Source organism: Pseudomonas sp. OE 28.3, assembly GCF_014268205.2.
GTDB lineage: Bacteria > Pseudomonadota > Gammaproteobacteria > Pseudomonadales > Pseudomonadaceae > Aquipseudomonas > Aquipseudomonas edaphica.
Window position 1 is genome coordinate 1,253,539 of sequence record NZ_CP077082.1, and the last position, 16,828, is coordinate 1,270,366.

Below are 16,828 nucleotides of genomic sequence, written 5' to 3' on the forward strand. Positions count from 1 at the left end.
CTGTTCATGATCTCTACCTTGCGACGTGGCCTGCTGGTGCTGCTGGCAGCGCTGCCGCTGATGGCTAATGCCGCTGCCGGCGGTTCTGCGCACGATCTGGTGCAGGACACCACCAACAAGATGTTGGCTGACCTGACTGCCAACAAAGAGCAGTACAAGCAAGACCCGACCAGGTTTTACGAAGCACTGAATACCATTGTGGGCCCGGTGGTCGATGCCGAAGGCATTTCCCGCAGCATCATGACGGTCAAGTATTCGCGCAAGGCTACCCCTGCGCAAATGCAAACATTCCAGGAAAACTTCAAGAAGGGCCTGTTCCAGTTCTACGGCAACGCCCTGCTGGAGTACAACAACCAAGGTATTACCGTCGCCCCAGCCGGGGATGAGTCGGGTGATCGCACCAGCGTTAACATGAGCGTCAAAGGCAATAACGGCGCCATCTACCCTGTGCAGTACACGCTGGAGAAGGTCAACGGCGAGTGGAAACTGCGCAACGTGATCATCAACGGCATCAACATCGGCAAGCTGTTCCGCGATCAGTTCGCTGATGCGATGCAGCGTAATGGCAATAACCTGGACAAAACCATCAATGGTTGGGCCGGTGAAGTCGCCAAAGCCAAGGAAGAAACCGACAAACAAGCCGGGAAGCCTGCGCAATGACCGAGTCGGCTGTTCGTCTGGGTGACGCCGGCGAGTTGTTCCTCAGTGGCGTGCTGGATTACCGCACCGGGCCTGACCTGCGCAAGCAGGGTCAGGCGCTGATCAACAGCAGTAACGCACCTGCGTTGGTGCTTGATTGCTCGGCGGTGACCAAGTCCAGCAGCGTCGGCTTGTCGTTGTTGCTGTGCTTCATGCGTGATGCGCAAGCCGCCAGGAAGCCGGTCAGCATCCGCTCAATGCCCGAAGACATGCGTGAAATCGCTCAGGTTTCCGGTATTACCGAACTGTTGGCGCATCCTTAATACACATTATTAAAGAAGCCCCCCGTCAGAGTCCTGCTATGCGGGGTTCGCAGGCGCGGGGCTTTTTTGTATGATGTGCGACCCGTGCGCACTGGGCGCCGATAGAGGTTGAGCATGCAGGCCCTAGAAGTTAAAAGCTTCCTTGAAGGAAAGCTGCCGGAAACGATCGTAGAAGTTGAAGGCGAAGGCTGCAATTTCCAGCTGAACGTGATTAGCGATGAACTGGCGAAATTGAGCCCGGTCAAGCGTCAACAGCAGATCTATGCCCATTTGAACCCGTGGATCACCGATGGCAGCATCCACGCGGTTACTATGAAATTTTTCAGCCGCGCGGCCTGGGCCGAGCGTACCTGAGCCCCCAAGGCGTCGAGATTCTTATGGATAAATTGATTATTACCGGTGGTGCCCGCCTCGATGGCGAGATCCGCATTTCCGGTGCAAAAAACTCCGCCTTGCCGATCCTGGCAGCGACCCTGCTGTGCGATGGCCCGGTAACTGTGGCCAACCTGCCGCACCTGCACGACATTACCACCATGATCGAGCTGTTCGGTCGCATGGGTATTGAGCCGGTGATCGACGAGAAGCTGTCTGTCGAAATCGACCCGCGCACCATCAAGACCCTGATCGCGCCGTACGAACTGGTGAAAACCATGCGTGCCTCGATCCTGGTGCTGGGCCCGATGGTTGCCCGTTTTGGCGAAGCTGAAGTAGCACTGCCTGGCGGTTGCGCGATTGGTTCGCGTCCTGTCGACCTGCACATCCGTGGCCTTGAAGCCATGGGCGCGGTCATCGACGTCGAAGGCGGCTACATCAAGGCCAAGGCGCCGGAAGGCGGTTTGCGCGGTGCCAACTTCTTCTTTGATACCGTCAGCGTTACCGGTACCGAGAACATCATGATGGCTGCCGCCCTGGCGAACGGTCGCAGTGTGCTGCAAAACGCAGCGCGCGAGCCTGAAGTAGTCGACCTGGCCAACTTCCTGATCGCCATGGGTGCCAACATCACCGGCGCCGGCACCGACACCATCACTATCGACGGTGTGAAGCGTCTGCACTCGGCCACCTACAAAGTGATGCCGGACCGTATCGAGACCGGCACCTACCTGGTTGCCGCTGCCGTTACCGGTGGCCGCGTCAAGGTCAAGGACACCGATCCGACCATCCTGGAAGCCGTGCTGGAAAAACTCAAGGAAGCCGGTGCTGAAATCACTACCGGTGAGGACTGGATCGAGCTGAACATGCACGGCAAGCGGCCAAAAGCCGTAAACGTGCGTACGGCTCCTTACCCGGCGTTCCCGACCGACATGCAGGCGCAGTTCATTTCCTTGAACGCGATTGCCGAAGGCACAGGCGCCGTGATCGAGACCATCTTCGAAAACCGCTTCATGCACGTGTATGAACTGCACCGCATGGGCGCCAAGATCCAGGTCGAAGGCAACACCGCCATCGTTACCGGCATCGACAAGCTCAAGGGCGCGCCAGTGATGGCGACCGACCTGCGTGCCTCGGCCAGCCTGGTGATTTCGGCGTTGTGCGCCGACGGCGACACCTTGATCGACCGCATCTACCACATCGACCGTGGTTACGAGTGCATCGAAGAAAAGCTGCAGATGCTCGGCGCTAAAATCCGCCGCGTACCGGGCTAGCTCCTGGAACTGTAAACACCGTCACCTGTGGCGAGGGAGCTTGCTCCCGCTGGACTGCGCAGCAGTCCCGTTCTTGGGGGCCGCTTCGCGACCCAACGGGAGCAAGCTCCCTCGCCACAGGTCTGTGTTTGCTGTTAGCTGAATTTGTTTCAAATCGAGGCTGTAATGGCCTCGATCTGTGTCTGGCGCCGTTTGCGACCGGGCAGCAATAGCCTGATGAAGGACTGACGTTTCCCATGTTGACCATCGCACTGTCCAAGGGCCGCATCCTTGACGACACTTTGCCGCTTCTGGCTGAAGCGGGCATCGTGCCAACCGAGAATCCGGACAAGAGCCGCAAGCTGATCATCCCCACGACCCAGGACGATGTGCGCCTGCTGATCGTGCGGGCTACCGACGTGCCGACCTACGTTGAGCATGGCGCCGCCGACCTCGGTGTTGCGGGTAAAGATGTGCTGATGGAATACGGTGGCCAGGGCCTTTACGAGCCGTTGGACCTGCGTATTGCGCTGTGCAAGCTGATGACCGCCGGCCGTGTCGGTGACGTTGAGCCTAAAGGCCGCCTGCGCGTGGCCACCAAGTTCGTCAACGTCGCCAAGCGCTACTACGCCGAGCAAGGCCGTCAGGTCGACATTATCAAGCTCTACGGCTCGATGGAGCTGGCGCCGCTGATCGGCCTGGCTGACAAGATCATCGACGTGGTCGACACCGGCAACACCCTGCGCGCCAACGGCCTCGAACCCCAGGACTTCATTGCCGACATCAGCTCCCGCCTGATCGTCAACAAAGCTTCGATGAAGATGCAACATGCCCGTATCCAGGCGTTGATCGACACCCTGCGCAAGGCAGTGGAGTCTCGACACCGCGGTTGACTCACCCGCGCGGCCTTAGGCCGCGCCCGTCTATCCGCCTCATAGCCAGAATTCTCAGGTGCCCAAGCGGAAATGACTGCTAGTTTAGGGCGCCTGAGTTTTTGCCAATTCTATTGAGGCCCTCGCTATGACCACGTCCACTGCAATTGCCCGACTCAACGCTGCCGACCCGGATTTCGCCCATCATCTGGATCATCTGCTGAGCTGGGAAAGCGTGTCTGACGACTCGGTCAACCAGCGAGTGCTCGACATCATCAAGGCCGTGCGCGAGCGCGGTGATGCGGCGCTGGTGGATTTCACCCGTCAGTTCGATGGCCTGGACGTGAAGTCCATGGCCGACCTGATCCTGCCCCGTGAACGCTTGGAGCTGGCGCTGACACGCATCACTGCACCCCAGCGCGAAGCCCTGGAAGTGGCGGCGGCGCGGGTGCGCAGCTACCACGAAAAACAGAAACAGGATTCCTGGAGCTACACCGAAGCCGACGGCACCGTGCTGGGCCAAAAAGTCACGCCGCTGGACCGCGCCGGTCTGTACGTGCCCGGCGGCAAGGCCTCGTATCCGTCATCGGTACTGATGAACGCGATTCCGGCCAAAGTGGCGGGCGTGACCGAAGTGGTCATGGTGGTGCCGACCCCGCGTGGTGAAATCAACGAGCTGGTGCTGGCCGCTGCCTGCATCGCCGGTGTCGACCGCGTGTTCACCATTGGTGGTGCGCAAGCTGTTGCAGCCCTGGCCTACGGCACCGAAAGCGTGCCGAAGGTCGACAAGGTGGTTGGCCCCGGCAACATCTATGTCGCCACCGCCAAGCGCCACGTGTTTGGCCAGGTCGGTATCGACATGATCGCCGGCCCTTCGGAAATTCTCGTGGTGTGTGATGGCCAGACCGACCCGGACTGGATCGCCATGGACCTGTTTTCCCAGGCCGAGCACGACGAAGACGCCCAGGCGATTCTGGTCAGCCCGGACGCCGAGTTCCTCGACAAAGTCGCCGCCAGCATCAACAAACTGCTGCCGACCATGGAGCGCGCCGAGATCATCGAGAAGTCGATCAATGGCCGTGGTGCGCTGATTCTGGTGCGTGACATGGAACAGGCCATCGAAGTGGCCAACCGCATTGCGCCAGAGCACTTGGAGTTGTCCGTAGCCGACCCACAGGCCTGGCTGCCGTTGATCCGCCACGCCGGTGCGATCTTCATGGGCCGTCACACCAGCGAAGCCCTGGGCGACTACTGCGCCGGCCCCAACCACGTGCTGCCGACGTCCGGCACCGCGCGGTTCTCGTCGCCGCTGGGGGTGTATGACTTCCAGAAGCGCTCGTCGATTATCTTCTGCTCGCCACAAGGCGCCTCCGAACTGGGCAAGACTGCCTCGGTGCTGGCCCGTGGTGAATCGCTGAGCGCTCACGCGCGTAGCGCCGAATATCGCATCCTTGAAGAGGGGAAATGAGGCATGAGCAAATTCTGGAGCCCCTTCGTCAAGGACCTCGTGCCTTACGTACCCGGCGAACAACCGAAGCTGACCAAACTGGTCAAGCTCAACACCAATGAAAACCCCTACGGCCCTTCGCCCAAGGCGCTGGCCGCGATGCAGGCCGAGTTGAACGACAATTTGCGCCTGTACCCGGACCCCAACAGCGACCTGCTCAAGCAGGCCGTGGCCAAGTATTACGCGGTCGACGCCAGCAAGGTGTTCCTCGGCAACGGTTCCGACGAAGTGCTGGCGCACATCTTCCACGGCCTGTTCCAGCACGACTTGCCGCTGCTGTTCCCGGACATCAGCTACAGCTTCTACCCGGTGTACTGCGGCCTGTATGGCATCAAGTCCGCCCCGGTGCCGCTGGACGAGCAATTCCAGATCCGCGTGGCCGACTACGCCAAGCCCAACGGCGGGATCATCTTCCCCAACCCGAACGCGCCGACTGGCTGCGTGCTGGCGCTGGATGCAGTGGAGCAGATCCTCAAGGCCAGCCCGGATTCGGTGGTGGTGGTCGATGAAGCCTATATCGACTTCGGCGGTGAAACCGCCATCAGCCTGGTGGATCGCTACCCGAACCTGCTGGTGACCCAGACCCTGTCCAAATCGCGCTCACTGGCCGGTTTGCGTGTAGGCCTGGCCGTGGGCCACCCGGACCTGATCGAGGCGCTGGAGCGGGTCAAAAACAGCTTCAACTCCTACCCGCTGGATCGCCTGGCGATTGTCGGCGCGGCGGCGGCGTTTGAAGACCGTGAGTACTTCGAGAAAACGTGCAAGCGGGTGATCGACAGCCGCAACACGGTGGTCGCGCAGTTGCAAGGCAAGGGTTTTGAAGTGTTGCCTTCAGCGGCCAACTTCATCTTTGCCCGTCACCCACGGCACGATGCCGCGGGTTTGGCCGCAAAGCTGCGTGAGCAAGGCGTGATCGTGCGGCACTTCAAGCAGGAGCGGATTGCCCAGTTCCTGCGGATCAGCATCGGTACGCCGGAGCAGAACCAGGCGCTGATCGATGGCCTCGGCGAGCTCTAAGCCACACTGAAGATAAAAAAAGTGGGAGCTGGCAAGCCAGCTCCCACTTTTTTTTGCGTTGAGCCAGTTAGATCAACGGCTCATCCGGCTTCTTGTTCTTCCAGCCATCATTGCCCGGCAGCAGCAGGTTCAAACCAATCGCTACCACCGCACACAGGGCGATGCCCTTGAGGCCGAAATCATCCGGGCCAGTGCCGGTGCCGACCAGCACACCGCCAATCCCGAACACCAAAGTCACCGACACAATCACCAGATTGCGCGCCTCACCCAGGTCGATCTTGTGGCGGATCAACGTGTTCATGCCAACCGCCGCAATCGAGCCGAACAGCAGGCACAGAATCCCGCCCATCACCGGTACCGGGATGCTTTGCAGCAACGCGCCGAACTTGCCGATAAACGCCAGGCTGATGGCAAACACTGCCGCCCAGGTCATGATTTTCGGGTTGTAGTTCTTGGTCAGCATCACTGCGCCCGTCACTTCGGCGTAAGTGGTGTTTGGCGGGCCGCCGAACAGGCCGGCAGCGGTGGTGGCAATCCCGTCACCCAGCAGGGTGCGGTGCAGGCCGGGCTTCTTCAGGTAATCGCGACCGGTCACGCTGCCCACCGCAATCACACCGCCGATATGTTCGATCGCCGGGGCCAGGGCCACCGGGACGATAAACAGGATGGCCTGCCAGTTGAACTCCGGCGCGGTGAAATGGGGCAGGGCGAACCACGGCGCGGCGGCGATTTTCGCGGTGTCGACCACACCAAAGTAGAACGACATGGCAAAGCCGACCAGCACGCCGGAGATAATCGGCACCAGGCGGAAAATGCCTTTGCCGAATACCGCGACGATCAAGGTGGTCAGCAGCGCCGGCATCGAAATCAGCATCGCCGTCTGGTAATGGATCAGCTCGCTGCCATCGCCGGCTTTGCCCATTGCCATATTGGCGGCAATCGGCGCCATGGCCAGACCGATGGAAATGATCACCGGGCCAATCACCACCGGCGGCAGCAGGCGGTCGATGAAGCCCGTGCCTTTGACCTTAACAGCCAGGCCCAGGAAGGTATAAACGAAACCGGCCGCCATCACCCCGCCCATGGTCGCCGCGAGGCCGAACTGGCCTTTGGCGAGAATGATCGGGGTGATAAACGCAAAGCTCGATGCCAGGAATACCGGCACCTGCCGCCCTGTCACCACCTGGAACAGCAGCGTGCCCAGGCCTGCGGTGAACAGTGCGACGTTTGGATCAAGACCTGTGATCAGTGGCATCAACACCAGCGCGCCAAATGCTACAAACAGCATTTGTGCGCCAGACAGGATCTGGCGCCAAAGCGGGTCGTTGAATTCATCCTGCATGCTCACGCGTCCTTCTGCTTGGTGCCGAAGATCTTGTCACCGGCATCGCCCAGGCCTGGGATGATGTAGCCGTGTTCGTTCAAGCGCTCGTCGATGGAGGCGGTGTAGATCTGCACGTCCGGGTGAGCCTTTTCGACGGCAGCGATGCCTTCAGGGGCAGCTACCAGCACCATGGCGCGGATGTCCTTGCAGCCAGCTTTTTTCAGCAGGTCGATGGTGGCAACCATGGAGCTGCCGGTGGCGAGCATCGGGTCGATGATCATTGCCAGGCGTTCGTTGATTTCCGGGACGAGTTTTTCCAGGTAGGTGTGCGCCTGCAAGGTTTCTTCATTACGAGCCACGCCCACGGCGCTGACTTTGGCGCCCGGGATCAGGCTGAGCACGCCTTCGAGCATGCCGATACCGGCGCGCAGGATAGGCACTACGGTGATTTTCTTACCGGCGATTTTCTCCACTTGTACGGGACCGGCCCAACCGGGGATCTCGTAGGTTTCCAGCGGCAAATCCTTGGTCGCTTCATAAGTCAGCAGCGCTCCGACTTCCTGAGCAAGCTCACGGAAATTCTTCGTGCTAATGTCGGCACGGCGCATAAGGCCGAGTTTGTGTCGGATCAGCGGGTGGCGGATCTCGCGAGTGGGCATGGGAAAGGCTCCGGCGGCGGGCAAAAAAACCGGCCTAGATTAATCTATCCGAGGGTGTTGTCCTATAGACATCTAGTACGTTAGTCCATTAAGGCTTGATCGTTGCGCCTCACATGCGTACCTTTGCCCGCTTTTCTTGCCACAGCACCCCCTTGGAGAGCGCCATGTCCGCTGATCTCGAGCATATCCGTCAAATCATGCGCGAGGCTGACTGCCTGTACACCGAAGCGCAAGTCGAAGAAGCGATCGCCAAGGTCGGCGCACACATCAGCCGCGAAATGGCCGACACCAACCCGGTGGTCTTCTGCGTGATGAACGGCGGCCTGATTTTCGCCGGCAAATTGCTGACTCATCTGCAATTCCCGCTGGAAGCCTCCTACCTGCACGCCACCCGTTATCGCAACGAGACCAGCGGCGGCGACCTGTTCTGGAAAGCCAAGCCGGAAGTGTCGTTCATCGACCGCGACGTGCTGATCATCGACGACATCCTCGATGAAGGTCACACCCTGGGCGCGATCATCGACTTCTGCAAACATGCCGGCGCGCGCAAAGTGCACACCGCCGTACTGATCGACAAAGACCACGACCGCAAAGCCCGTCCGGACCTCAAAGCCGATTACGTCGGCCTGCCGTGCATTGACCGCTACATCTTCGGCTACGGCATGGACTACAAAGGCTACTGGCGTAACGCCAATGGCATCTACGCGGTTAAAGGGATGTAAACCATGGTGCGCTTTCTTGATCAGACGCTGTTTGCTGAATTGGCCGAGAAAGCGGCCGCCAGCCCCCGTGGCCGGCACCATCACAACTTCCATCAGATGGAAGAACCTTGCCATCGCCTGGCCGTTGGCCTGCAACCCGACACCTATGTGCCGCCGCATCGGCACCTGCGTGCCGACAAGGCGGAAACCCTGTTGGTGCTCAAGGGCAGCCTCGGCTTACTGGTGTTCAGCGATACCGGCGAGGTGATTGCCAAGCGCATTCTGCAGGCGGGCGGTGAGTGTGCAGGCGTCGATCTGCCGCCAGGTGTGTTTCATGGCCTGGTGGTGCTGGAGCCTGACAGTGTGATGTTTGAATGCAAGGCCGGGCCGTATCGCCCGATAGGCGAGGGCGAGTCACCCGACTGGGCGCCCCGCGAAGGCGATGCCGGTGTGGCCGAGTATCAACGCTGGATGCTCGCCCAGTTCGATTGAGCTACAGTGCTCGGCCTTCTTCTACGGAGCGGCCCATGAGCCTGTTGACACGCACCTGCGCCGCCCTGGCGTTGACTCTCAGTTTGCCACTGGCTGCCGCGCCCGCGCCGATGCACAGCCAGTTCCTGCCGCCCGATGACCTGACCCTGCGTGCGCAAACGCCCGATCAGCAGCAACTGCTGCAAGTTACCGAATATGCGGTGGTGGTGGGTAACCAGCGGCAGTCGACGCAACAGCCAATTCCGGTGACCTCGCCGTTGATGATCCGCCTCAAGGGGAAATCCCTGAACAAGGGCGCGACGATCAGTCAGGTGGTGCTCAATTTTGATGCCGAAAGCAAAAGCCTGAAAAAGCCGATGTTCGATGACGCCAGCAAAACCCTGACCCTGTCTTACCCAATGGCGCAATATCGAGTGATTGTCGACCTGCTGCGCAATGACACGGTGTATGTGCAGTTCCTCAGTTATACCAATGGGCATATCTGGGCGGATCTGCACACAGGGGCCGTACGCGCAAAGTAATTAAGCCGAATGCAGTCAATGTGGGAGCTGGCTTGCCTGCGATGGCGGCGGGTCAGTTGGCCCAACTGTCACTGATGCACCGCTATCGCAGGCAAGCCGGCTCCCACATGAGTGTTTGGTTGTTTTCGAAGGTGGTGTCTGGCAGGTAGACTCCCAATCCCGTGTAAATGTCTGCAGGCTGGAGTCGGTAATGCGTAAAGATAAGAAACAGGTGATTGGTGACGAGATCGGCGACGACCAGATCAAGTTGTTCCTGGATTTTGAGCCAGTCGACGCGACTTCACCGTCCCTGCACAAGCTGATCAAGGCCTACCGTGGCCTGCGTATCGACGACTTCGAGCGCTTCCTGGGCTTTTTCAAGGAAGCTGGCCTGGACCTGGATGGTAAGGACGAGCACGGCAAGACCTTCGTCGAGCTGATCAAGGACCAGCGCAACGCGCCTGAGTACATCGAGCTGATCGAAAACGCTCGCGGCTGATTATCCCGGCCACAAAAAAACGCCCCGAAGGGCGTTTGATCGTTCCCACGCTCCGCGTGGGAATGCCTCCACTGACGCTCCGCGTCAAGACCTCAAGCGAAGCTTTCAGCCTCGTTGCTTTGCGCAACCAGCTCCAGGCTGATGTTGTTCTGCGCATTGATCTTGCGATACAGCTCAGCGTCCGTCTCCAGCACTTTTTCCCTCGCCGGGAAGATCTCGTGCAGCTTGGCCGCCCACTCACCAGCAGCCTTGGCCGGGAAGCAGCGCTCGATCAGTTCCAGCATGATCGAAACCGTCACCGAAGCGCCTGGGGACGCGCCCAGCAGGGCCGCCAGCGAGCCGTCTTTGGCCGCGACCAGCTCGGTGCCAAATTGCAGCACGCCGCCTTTTTTCGGGTCTTTCTTGATGATCTGCACCCGTTGTCCGGCCACTTCCAGGCGCCAGTCTTCGGCTTTGGCTTGCGGGTAGAAGCGACGCAGTGATTCCAGGCGCTGCTCCATGGACTGCATCACTTCGCTGACCAGGTATTTGGTCAGGTCCATGTTGTCGCGAGCGACCGCCAGCATCGGGCCGATATTGCCGGCGCGAACCGACAGCGGCAGGTCGAGGAACGAGCCGTGCTTGAGGAACTTGGTGGTGAAGCCGGCGTATGGCCCGAACAGCAGGGATTTCTGGCCATCGACCACGCGGGTGTCCAGGTGCGGCACGGACATCGGCGGCGAGCCCACGGCGGCCTGGCTGTAGACCTTGGCCTGGTGGTGCTTGACCACTTCCGGGTTGTCGCAACGCAGCCACTGGCCACTGACCGGGAAGCCGCCGAAGCCTTTGCTTTCTTCGATGCCCGAAGCTTGCAGCAGCGGCAGGGCCGCGCCACCGGCGCCGAGGAACACGAACTTGGCGTCGACTTCGCGGGTGTTGCCGCTGTTGACGTCCTTGATGCTCACGGTCCAGCCCGCGCCATTGCGCTTGAGGCCGGTAACGCGCTTGCTGTACTTGACCTGGGCATCCGGTGCGCTGGTCAGGTGCGACAGCAGTTGGTTGGTCAGGGCGCCGAAATTGACGTCGGTGCCGTTCATCACGCGGGTGGCCGCGATTTTTTCGTCGAGCGGGCGGCCCGGCATCATCAGCGGCATCCACTCGGCCATCTCATTGCGGTCTTCGGTGTAATGCATGTCCGAGAACGCATGGTGCTGGCTGAGGGTTTCAAAGCGTTTCTTGAGGAAAGACACGCCTTTGTCGCCTTGCACGAAGCTCAGGTGCGGCACCGGGCTGATAAAGGACTTGGACGAGCCAAAGGTGCCCTTTTTGGTCAGGTACGCCCAGAACTGCTTCGACACCTCGAACTGGGTGTTGATGTGCACGGCTTTCTTGATGTCGATGGAGCCGTCGCCAGCCTGCGGCGTGTAGTTCAGCTCACACAGCCCGGCGTGGCCGGTGCCGGCGTTGTTCCACGGGTTGGAACTCTCCGCGGCACCCGAATCCATCAGCTCAACGACTTCCAGCTTGAGGCCGGGGTCGAGCTCTTTGAGCAATACGGCCAGGGTGGCACTCATGATGCCGGCCCCTACCAGTACTACGTCGACTGCTTCGTTATGCGCCATTTAACGCGTCTCCAAAATCTGCAGCACCAAATTGACGGCATGGCTGCCAGGAGTGACGGGGCGGTTCACGTGTTGCCCCAGGTTACCCATGGCCAGGATCGCCATGTCCGTTTCGCAATTCTTTGCAACTTCAGCACACGCTTCCTGCCAGGCTAATCTGCCTATGAACGCATTCATGGGCGCCTGTGGCAATTCGACTTATGGTCAAAGCGTGCGATTTGTGCAATCAAACCGTAGCGGACAGGCTCAAGCTCCGGTGTTTGAGGAGTACTCGGTCCTGTGTGGTTGGGCTGTTCCAGACGCTGATGGTGCTTGTACAAACGCCAAACTATTCATTTGCTCGCCACACTCTTGTGAAGTTGTGAAAACCCGTTTTTTTCACGCTCTTTTGAAGACGTGAACCTCAAAAAAGGGCTGCCCCAGCCTGGCACCTGGCCCGTAAACCCCTGCCGACACGCGGCAAGACGGGCAAACAACTCAAGTGGCCGAGCGCAATGGCAGCTCTGGCAGATTCGGTAAAGAGGGGTGGTTTGCAAAGAAAACAGCAAGCGCGCCAGCTTCACTCGATCTGTGTGGGCGGCTCTCTGTGGGCGATTGGGGGGTTAATACCGAGGCATTAACGATGCTGCGAGGCCCGATCAGGAGACGTCCTTATAATCGGGGGGAGATTGTAGCGAAGAACGCCAGGGAAATGGGCGTGTTTTGTGACTTTTATTAGGGCGTTCAGGAAGCCAGTGCGTGCCGCGAGTGCGTGTGGGCAACCCGTGGGCTGATTCGGGCGTTCATTGGCAGTGGGCGGTGCATCCAGCCCAGATGTGTCTCCGTGACTTCCACCCAGCCCTCGCCCACGGGTGGCAGGCTGCACTGCTTGAACGCCACGCAATGGCCATTGGCATCGAGCCGTGCGTAGTGGCGATGGCGGGGGTGGGACATGAACAATGATTTAAGAAGGCGCATGGCTTTGTACCTGTTACGTTACATGCTTGAAGGTTGCCAGTGTGCCATGACAGTGGAGTGACGAAATTATGCGAAATTGTAATTTCAGCCCGCCTTCAGCTGCCGTTCAGGATGGCTGGTGAGTGGCCCACATGCGCCGTTATACTGGCGGCCTGTTTGCACCTAGTCCTGGAGAAATGAGTATGTTGCAACGCCTGTTGTTCGGTTTGATCACTGTGACCAGTTTGACCCTGGTTGGCTGCGCCAACAGCCCGCAACAACTCAGCCCGCAACCTAAAGTCACGGCGCAACTGGCGCCTGTCGGCCACGGCCAGCCGGTATCGGTGCGCGTGGTAGATGGTCGTCCTTCGCCAACCCTGGGTTCCCGTGGTGGTCTGTACCCTGAGACCGCGCTGATTTCTGTACAAGGCCAGGACGTGCTGCCCAAGCTGCAAGCCCAGGCTGAAGCCGCCGTGCGCCTGCTGGGCTTCACCCCGGCCAACTCGCCGGGCGCGCCGCAGTTGACCATCACCCTGGCTGAGCTGAAGTACCAGTCGCCCAAAGAAGGCCTGTATGTGACGGAAGCCTCCATCGGCGCGACCTTCAAGTCCGACGTCAGTGCCGGCACACGCCGCTACAGTGGCCGCTACGGCGCGTCCCTGAACCAGCGCTTCGGTATGTCGCCGAACCAGGAAACCAACACCAAGCTGGTCAGCGACGTGTTGAGTGATGCCCTGACGCGCTTGTTCAAAGACCCGAGCATCGGTTCGCTTCTCAACGCGCAGTAACCGTCAGGCGGGCGCGCAACGCCCCCATCGCCGGGCTCAGCAATGAGCCCGGTTTTTTTATGCCTGTAGCCTTCATGCAGCCGTTTCGACATAAAAGTCCAGCACACTCACGCCAGTGAGCAGGTCCAGCTCCGGCAGGTCGGCATGCTGGTGCCCGCCGAGCGCGCAATACACCAGCCAGTGGCGGTCCTGGACGTTGAATGCGAGGCCGCCGACCAGCGCTTCCTGTTCATCGTTCTGGGCCATCAGGTACAGCCGATCCTGGTTTTGTGCGTGCAGCATGACAAGCTCCCAAGCGTTCGAAGGGCAACAGAGTGGCTTGTTAAGGTGACGTTCAGGTGACGCTGTAAATTACTGGATACATTAACCGTACATGGGGGACGGAACGTTTCAGCGGCAGGAGGCCAATATCATTCAGGTTTGTATCTGAATTGATACCAAGACACTCGTCTACCGAGGTTTGCGATGGCGCTGCCCGCACTGCTGATCAATGCTGTGGCTTTATTGGTGGCCTGCCCGGGTGCAGCGCTGCTGTTCATTACCCGCCTGCGCGAGCAGCGAGCGCTGGCCGACCTGACCGCCCAAAGCGAAGACCGCGCGATCGACCAACCGATGTTGTTTCTGGATGTGCGTACCGAACGGTCGCATCGCCTGGCTTACCGCGTCGGGTTTGCCTGCCTCGGCCTGGCGCTGGCCGTGTCCTGGCTCAGCACCCACCTCTAAAACCACCGAAAGACCAATGTGGGAGCTGGCTTGCCCGCGATAGCAGTGTGCCAGTCGATAGATTCGGTTCTGACACGCCGCCATCGCGGGCAAGCCCGCTCCCACATTTTGGTTTGGTATTTACAGAGGAATCCCGGCCTTGACCCGGTATTGATTCCTCACCGGCGTCGCATACTGCGTCACCAAGTACGGCCGGTGTTCCACCGGGCATTCATTCAAGCGCCGTTCCCACTCCGCTTTGGCCTTGGCCAGCTCATCGGCCGGGAACACCTCGGCTGCCGCCGGCACCTGCAATTGCGGGTCGGCGTCGCTCCACTGCGCATACGCCAGGTAATGCACCGGGAACAGGCGATAACCGCCGAGAATCTGGCGGTCCATTTCTACGGCCAACAGTTTGGTGTCTTCAAAGCGTTCGGTGATCGGCGGTGCGAAGTTCACGTGCACGCGGCCCTTGTAGCCGGTAATGCCCAGCGCAATGCTCACATCGTCTTCACCTGGCGCCTTGCTGTAGGTGCCGGTGGTGGCGCGGATGTAAAGCTCGCGGGCCTTGGCGCTGTCGCATGGGTCGTATTCATAGCTGATCGACACCGGCGTCAGGTTCAGCGACTGGATCACCTCTGCAAACGGCTCGTCCTTGCGGCTGACGTGGAACATCTTGAGGATCGCCGACTCGGTGCGATCATCCCCGTCCTTGGCCCGCCCTTCGGCCTGGGCGATCCAGATCGACTGGCAGTCGTTGCGGATCGAATGGTTGATATAGGCCGACAGCAGGTTATACGCCGCCATCTTCTCCTTTCGCCCGGTGATCGAGCGGTGCACGATAAAGCTCTTGTTCAGGCGCATCAGGTCGCTGACAAACGGCTTTTGCAGCAGGTTGTCGCCGATGGCGATGCGTGGCGTCGGCAGGCCGGCGTGGTACACGGCATAGTTGACGAAGGCCGGGTCCATCACGATATCGCGGTGGTTGGCCAGAAACAGATAGGCGGTGCCGGACTTGAGCTGCTCGACGCCGGTATAAGTCACGCCGTCGGTCGCCCGATCTATGGTGTGATCGACGTAGTACTCGACTTTGTCCTGCAGCGTGGCCACGGTGGTGACGCCGGCAAATTCACGGCGCAGTTTGCGGGCGATCATCGGCTTGAGCAGCCAGCCCAGGGCGCCGGCAAAGCGCGGGAAGCGAAAGTGAGTCAGGATGTCCAGAAAGGCCTTGTCACTGAACAGGCGCGCCAGCACGGCCGGGACTTCGCTGTCGTTGTAAGGTCGGATGGTATCGAATTCGCCCATCATGCTCTCTTGTTAGAAACGGCTAGGGTAAGTAAAGGAAATATCAGGGTGCGGCCGCAATATTGGCTCTGCCGTGAATAGCCCTGTAAATAGACCGGCGATTATACGCACAAGTCACCTGGGAGACCGCGATGGAAGAGGAGTCGTACGAATGTCCTTATTGTGGAGAGGTGGTCACGGCGTTGCTGGACCTGTCGGGAGGCGATCAGCAATATATAGAGGATTGCCCGGTGTGCTGCCGGCCCATTACTTTCGAGCTACAGGTGCATGATGACGAATGGATGCTGAACGTGCGCAGCGAAAACGAGTAACAGGTACACCCCATGCAGCGAATCTACGAACCGGAAAACCTGATGGAGGGCGAGCTGCTGCAACAGATGCTTGCCAGTGAAGGCATCGAGGCGCACCTGGTGGGGCGCCATTTGCTCGGTGGGACCGGCGAGTTGCCGATCTTCGGCCTGTTGGGCCTGGAAGTCGACAACGACCAGGCCGCCTACGCCCGCGAATTGATTACGGCCTATAACGGCGCGCAACCCATGCCCGGCGATGAACCCGACAGCTTCCCCGACGTGTTGGTCTGTTAGGCTGTCGGTCGGTTTACCCCAAGAGTCGTGTTGCCCCATGTGTGGACGTTATGCCCTGTTTCGCTGGAACCCTTCCTTTGCTGCCTTGCCGGGCTTCCCGGCCGACCAGCAGGCCCAGTGGAACATCTCCCCGAATGATTCGGTGCTGATCCAGCGCCTGAGCGAAGGCCAGCGCACCCTGGCCCGTGCGCGCTGGGGCCTCACGCCACCGTGGCTCACCGACCTTTCGCGCACGCCGGCCCACGCGCGCGCCGAAACCCTGGCCGAACAACCGATGTTTCGCGAAGCCTTGCGCCAGCGCCGTTGCCTGCTGCCAGCCAACGGTTTTTACGAATGGCGCGGCACCCAGCGTAAACGCCCGTATTGGCTGACGCCGGGTGAAGGCTCGACACTGTTTTTTGCGGCGATCTGGGAGGCTTATCCGGTGCAGGAGCAGGTGTGGCTGAGTACGGCGGTGGTGACTCAGGCCGCGCAGAGTCAGCGGCGGCCGTTGATTCTGGATGCGGCAGGGCAAGAGGCATGGCTGAATCCTGAGACGCCGCTGCACGTGTTGCAGGGCTTGTTGGCCAGCGAGCCTGCGGCGTTGCGCGAGCGGGTGTTGGCCAATATGGTCAATGATCCGAAGTTGAATGGGCCGGAGTGTCTGACCCCAGGTTGAGGTTGGCTTTGCTGGCCTCATCGCAGGCAAGCCAGCTCCCACATGTTGAATGTATTCACAAATCAAAATGTGGGAGCTGGCTTGTCGGGTCGCCGCATC

The 16,828-nt window shown here is 60.0% G+C and carries 22 protein-coding genes; 16 read left to right on the forward strand and 6 right to left on the reverse strand.

The features are described from left to right. The first annotated feature begins 6 nt into the window (after positions 1 to 6). The 7 genes from HU759_RS05540 to hisC all read left to right on the forward strand — a co-directional run bounded on the left by HU759_RS05540 (position 7) and on the right by hisC (position 5,980). Positions 7 to 660, forward strand: a complete 654-nt coding sequence (locus HU759_RS05540) for an ABC transporter substrate-binding protein (protein WP_017138230.1) — start codon at positions 7 to 9, stop codon at positions 658 to 660. Continuing rightward, a complete protein-coding gene (locus HU759_RS05545) occupies positions 657 to 962 on the forward strand; it encodes an STAS domain-containing protein (RefSeq protein ID WP_138453435.1) in 306 nt (101 codons plus the stop codon). Before HU759_RS05540 ends, HU759_RS05545 begins: the two co-directional genes overlap by 4 nt. Positions 963 to 1,076: 114 nt before the next feature. Continuing rightward, positions 1,077 to 1,316: a BolA family protein gene (locus tag HU759_RS05550; RefSeq protein ID WP_017138228.1), complete on the forward strand. Its 240-nt coding sequence runs from the start codon at positions 1,077 to 1,079 to the stop codon at positions 1,314 to 1,316. A gap of 23 nt (positions 1,317 to 1,339) precedes the next feature. Continuing rightward, positions 1,340 to 2,605, forward strand: coding sequence for a UDP-N-acetylglucosamine 1-carboxyvinyltransferase (gene murA / locus HU759_RS05555; RefSeq protein WP_017138227.1), 1,266 nt, complete (start codon positions 1,340 to 1,342; stop codon positions 2,603 to 2,605). Positions 2,606 to 2,841: 236 nt separating this feature from the next. Beyond that, positions 2,842 to 3,477, forward strand: coding sequence for an ATP phosphoribosyltransferase (hisG, locus tag HU759_RS05560; protein ID WP_003188599.1), 636 nt, complete (start codon positions 2,842 to 2,844; stop codon positions 3,475 to 3,477). A 127-nt stretch (positions 3,478 to 3,604) separates the two neighbouring features. Continuing rightward, positions 3,605 to 4,924 carry a histidinol dehydrogenase gene (gene hisD / locus HU759_RS05565; protein WP_017138226.1) on the forward strand — a complete coding sequence of 440 codons (1,320 nt, stop codon included), beginning with the start codon at positions 3,605 to 3,607 and terminating at the stop codon, positions 4,922 to 4,924. A 3-nt stretch (positions 4,925 to 4,927) separates the two neighbouring features. Continuing rightward, complete coding sequence (gene hisC, locus HU759_RS05570; protein ID WP_170036275.1) at positions 4,928 to 5,980, forward strand: histidinol-phosphate transaminase; 1,053 nt, start codon at positions 4,928 to 4,930, stop codon at positions 5,978 to 5,980. Positions 5,981 to 6,047: 67 nt separating this feature from the next. Here the strand turns inward: hisC and HU759_RS05575 are convergent, their stop codons facing one another. After that, positions 6,048 to 7,322: a uracil-xanthine permease family protein gene (locus tag HU759_RS05575; protein ID WP_017138224.1), complete on the reverse strand. Its 1,275-nt coding sequence runs from the start codon at positions 7,320 to 7,322 to the stop codon at positions 6,048 to 6,050. Positions 7,323 to 7,324: 2 nt separating this feature from the next. Beyond that, a complete protein-coding gene (gene upp / locus HU759_RS05580; RefSeq protein ID WP_017138223.1) occupies positions 7,325 to 7,963 on the reverse strand; it encodes a uracil phosphoribosyltransferase in 639 nt (212 codons plus the stop codon). Positions 7,964 to 8,127: 164 nt separating this feature from the next. On the opposite strand from upp, the gene HU759_RS05585 reads away from it, so the two are divergent. The 4 genes from HU759_RS05585 (at position 8,128) to HU759_RS05600 (ending at position 10,155) form a co-directional block, all read left to right on the forward strand. Continuing rightward, positions 8,128 to 8,685 (forward strand): hypoxanthine-guanine phosphoribosyltransferase, encoded by a 558-nt coding sequence (locus HU759_RS05585; protein ID WP_003216150.1) that lies wholly within the window; start codon positions 8,128 to 8,130, stop codon positions 8,683 to 8,685. Between the two features lie 3 nt (positions 8,686 to 8,688). After that, on the forward strand, positions 8,689 to 9,156 hold the full coding sequence (locus HU759_RS05590; RefSeq protein ID WP_170036277.1) for a WbuC family cupin fold metalloprotein: 468 nt from the start codon (positions 8,689 to 8,691) through the stop codon (positions 9,154 to 9,156). Between the two features lie 35 nt (positions 9,157 to 9,191). Further along, positions 9,192 to 9,677 carry a hypothetical protein gene (locus tag HU759_RS05595; protein WP_017138221.1) on the forward strand — a complete coding sequence of 162 codons (486 nt, stop codon included), beginning with the start codon at positions 9,192 to 9,194 and terminating at the stop codon, positions 9,675 to 9,677. A 190-nt stretch (positions 9,678 to 9,867) separates the two neighbouring features. Further along, positions 9,868 to 10,155 carry a PA4642 family protein gene (locus HU759_RS05600; protein WP_017138220.1) on the forward strand — a complete coding sequence of 96 codons (288 nt, stop codon included), beginning with the start codon at positions 9,868 to 9,870 and terminating at the stop codon, positions 10,153 to 10,155. Positions 10,156 to 10,247: 92 nt separating this feature from the next. Here HU759_RS05600 and mqo read toward each other — a convergent pair whose 3' ends face one another. Together mqo and HU759_RS05610 are read right to left on the reverse strand one after the other, a co-directional pair. Then, positions 10,248 to 11,756, reverse strand: a complete 1,509-nt coding sequence (gene mqo / locus HU759_RS05605; RefSeq protein ID WP_138451634.1) for a malate dehydrogenase (quinone) — start codon at positions 11,754 to 11,756, stop codon at positions 10,248 to 10,250. Between the two features lie 723 nt (positions 11,757 to 12,479). Beyond that, on the reverse strand, positions 12,480 to 12,713 hold the full coding sequence (locus HU759_RS05610) for a hypothetical protein (RefSeq protein WP_017138218.1): 234 nt from the start codon (positions 12,711 to 12,713) through the stop codon (positions 12,480 to 12,482). 182 nt (positions 12,714 to 12,895) lie between these two features. On the opposite strand from HU759_RS05610, the gene HU759_RS05615 reads away from it, so the two are divergent. Then, the gene (locus HU759_RS05615) at positions 12,896 to 13,480 is read left to right on the forward strand and encodes a YajG family lipoprotein (RefSeq protein WP_017138217.1); all 585 of its coding nucleotides are present in this window, start codon (positions 12,896 to 12,898) and stop codon (positions 13,478 to 13,480) included. A gap of 72 nt (positions 13,481 to 13,552) precedes the next feature. Here the strand turns inward: HU759_RS05615 and HU759_RS05620 are convergent, their stop codons facing one another. Continuing rightward, entirely contained in the window at positions 13,553 to 13,762 is a 210-nt protein-coding gene (locus tag HU759_RS05620) for a hypothetical protein (protein ID WP_056859008.1), read from the reverse strand. A gap of 183 nt (positions 13,763 to 13,945) precedes the next feature. On the opposite strand from HU759_RS05620, the gene HU759_RS05625 reads away from it, so the two are divergent. Further along, positions 13,946 to 14,203 carry a hypothetical protein gene (locus tag HU759_RS05625; RefSeq protein WP_017138215.1) on the forward strand — a complete coding sequence of 86 codons (258 nt, stop codon included), beginning with the start codon at positions 13,946 to 13,948 and terminating at the stop codon, positions 14,201 to 14,203. 120 nt (positions 14,204 to 14,323) lie between these two features. Here the strand turns inward: HU759_RS05625 and HU759_RS05630 are convergent, their stop codons facing one another. Then, positions 14,324 to 15,487, reverse strand: coding sequence for a 1-acyl-sn-glycerol-3-phosphate acyltransferase (locus HU759_RS05630; protein ID WP_026013785.1), 1,164 nt, complete (start codon positions 15,485 to 15,487; stop codon positions 14,324 to 14,326). Between the two features lie 131 nt (positions 15,488 to 15,618). Between HU759_RS05630 and HU759_RS05635 the strand changes: the two genes are divergently transcribed. From HU759_RS05635 to HU759_RS05645, 3 genes are read left to right on the forward strand one after another with little or no spacing between them, the layout of a single operon-like run. Next, the gene (locus HU759_RS05635; RefSeq protein WP_017138213.1) at positions 15,619 to 15,798 is read left to right on the forward strand and encodes a CPXCG motif-containing cysteine-rich protein; all 180 of its coding nucleotides are present in this window, start codon (positions 15,619 to 15,621) and stop codon (positions 15,796 to 15,798) included. Between the two features lie 12 nt (positions 15,799 to 15,810). Continuing rightward, positions 15,811 to 16,071: a DUF2007 domain-containing protein gene (locus HU759_RS05640; protein ID WP_017138212.1), complete on the forward strand. Its 261-nt coding sequence runs from the start codon at positions 15,811 to 15,813 to the stop codon at positions 16,069 to 16,071. Positions 16,072 to 16,108: 37 nt separating this feature from the next. After that, the gene (locus HU759_RS05645; RefSeq protein ID WP_056859005.1) at positions 16,109 to 16,729 is read left to right on the forward strand and encodes an SOS response-associated peptidase; all 621 of its coding nucleotides are present in this window, start codon (positions 16,109 to 16,111) and stop codon (positions 16,727 to 16,729) included. Positions 16,730 to 16,828: the final 99 nt, after the last annotated feature.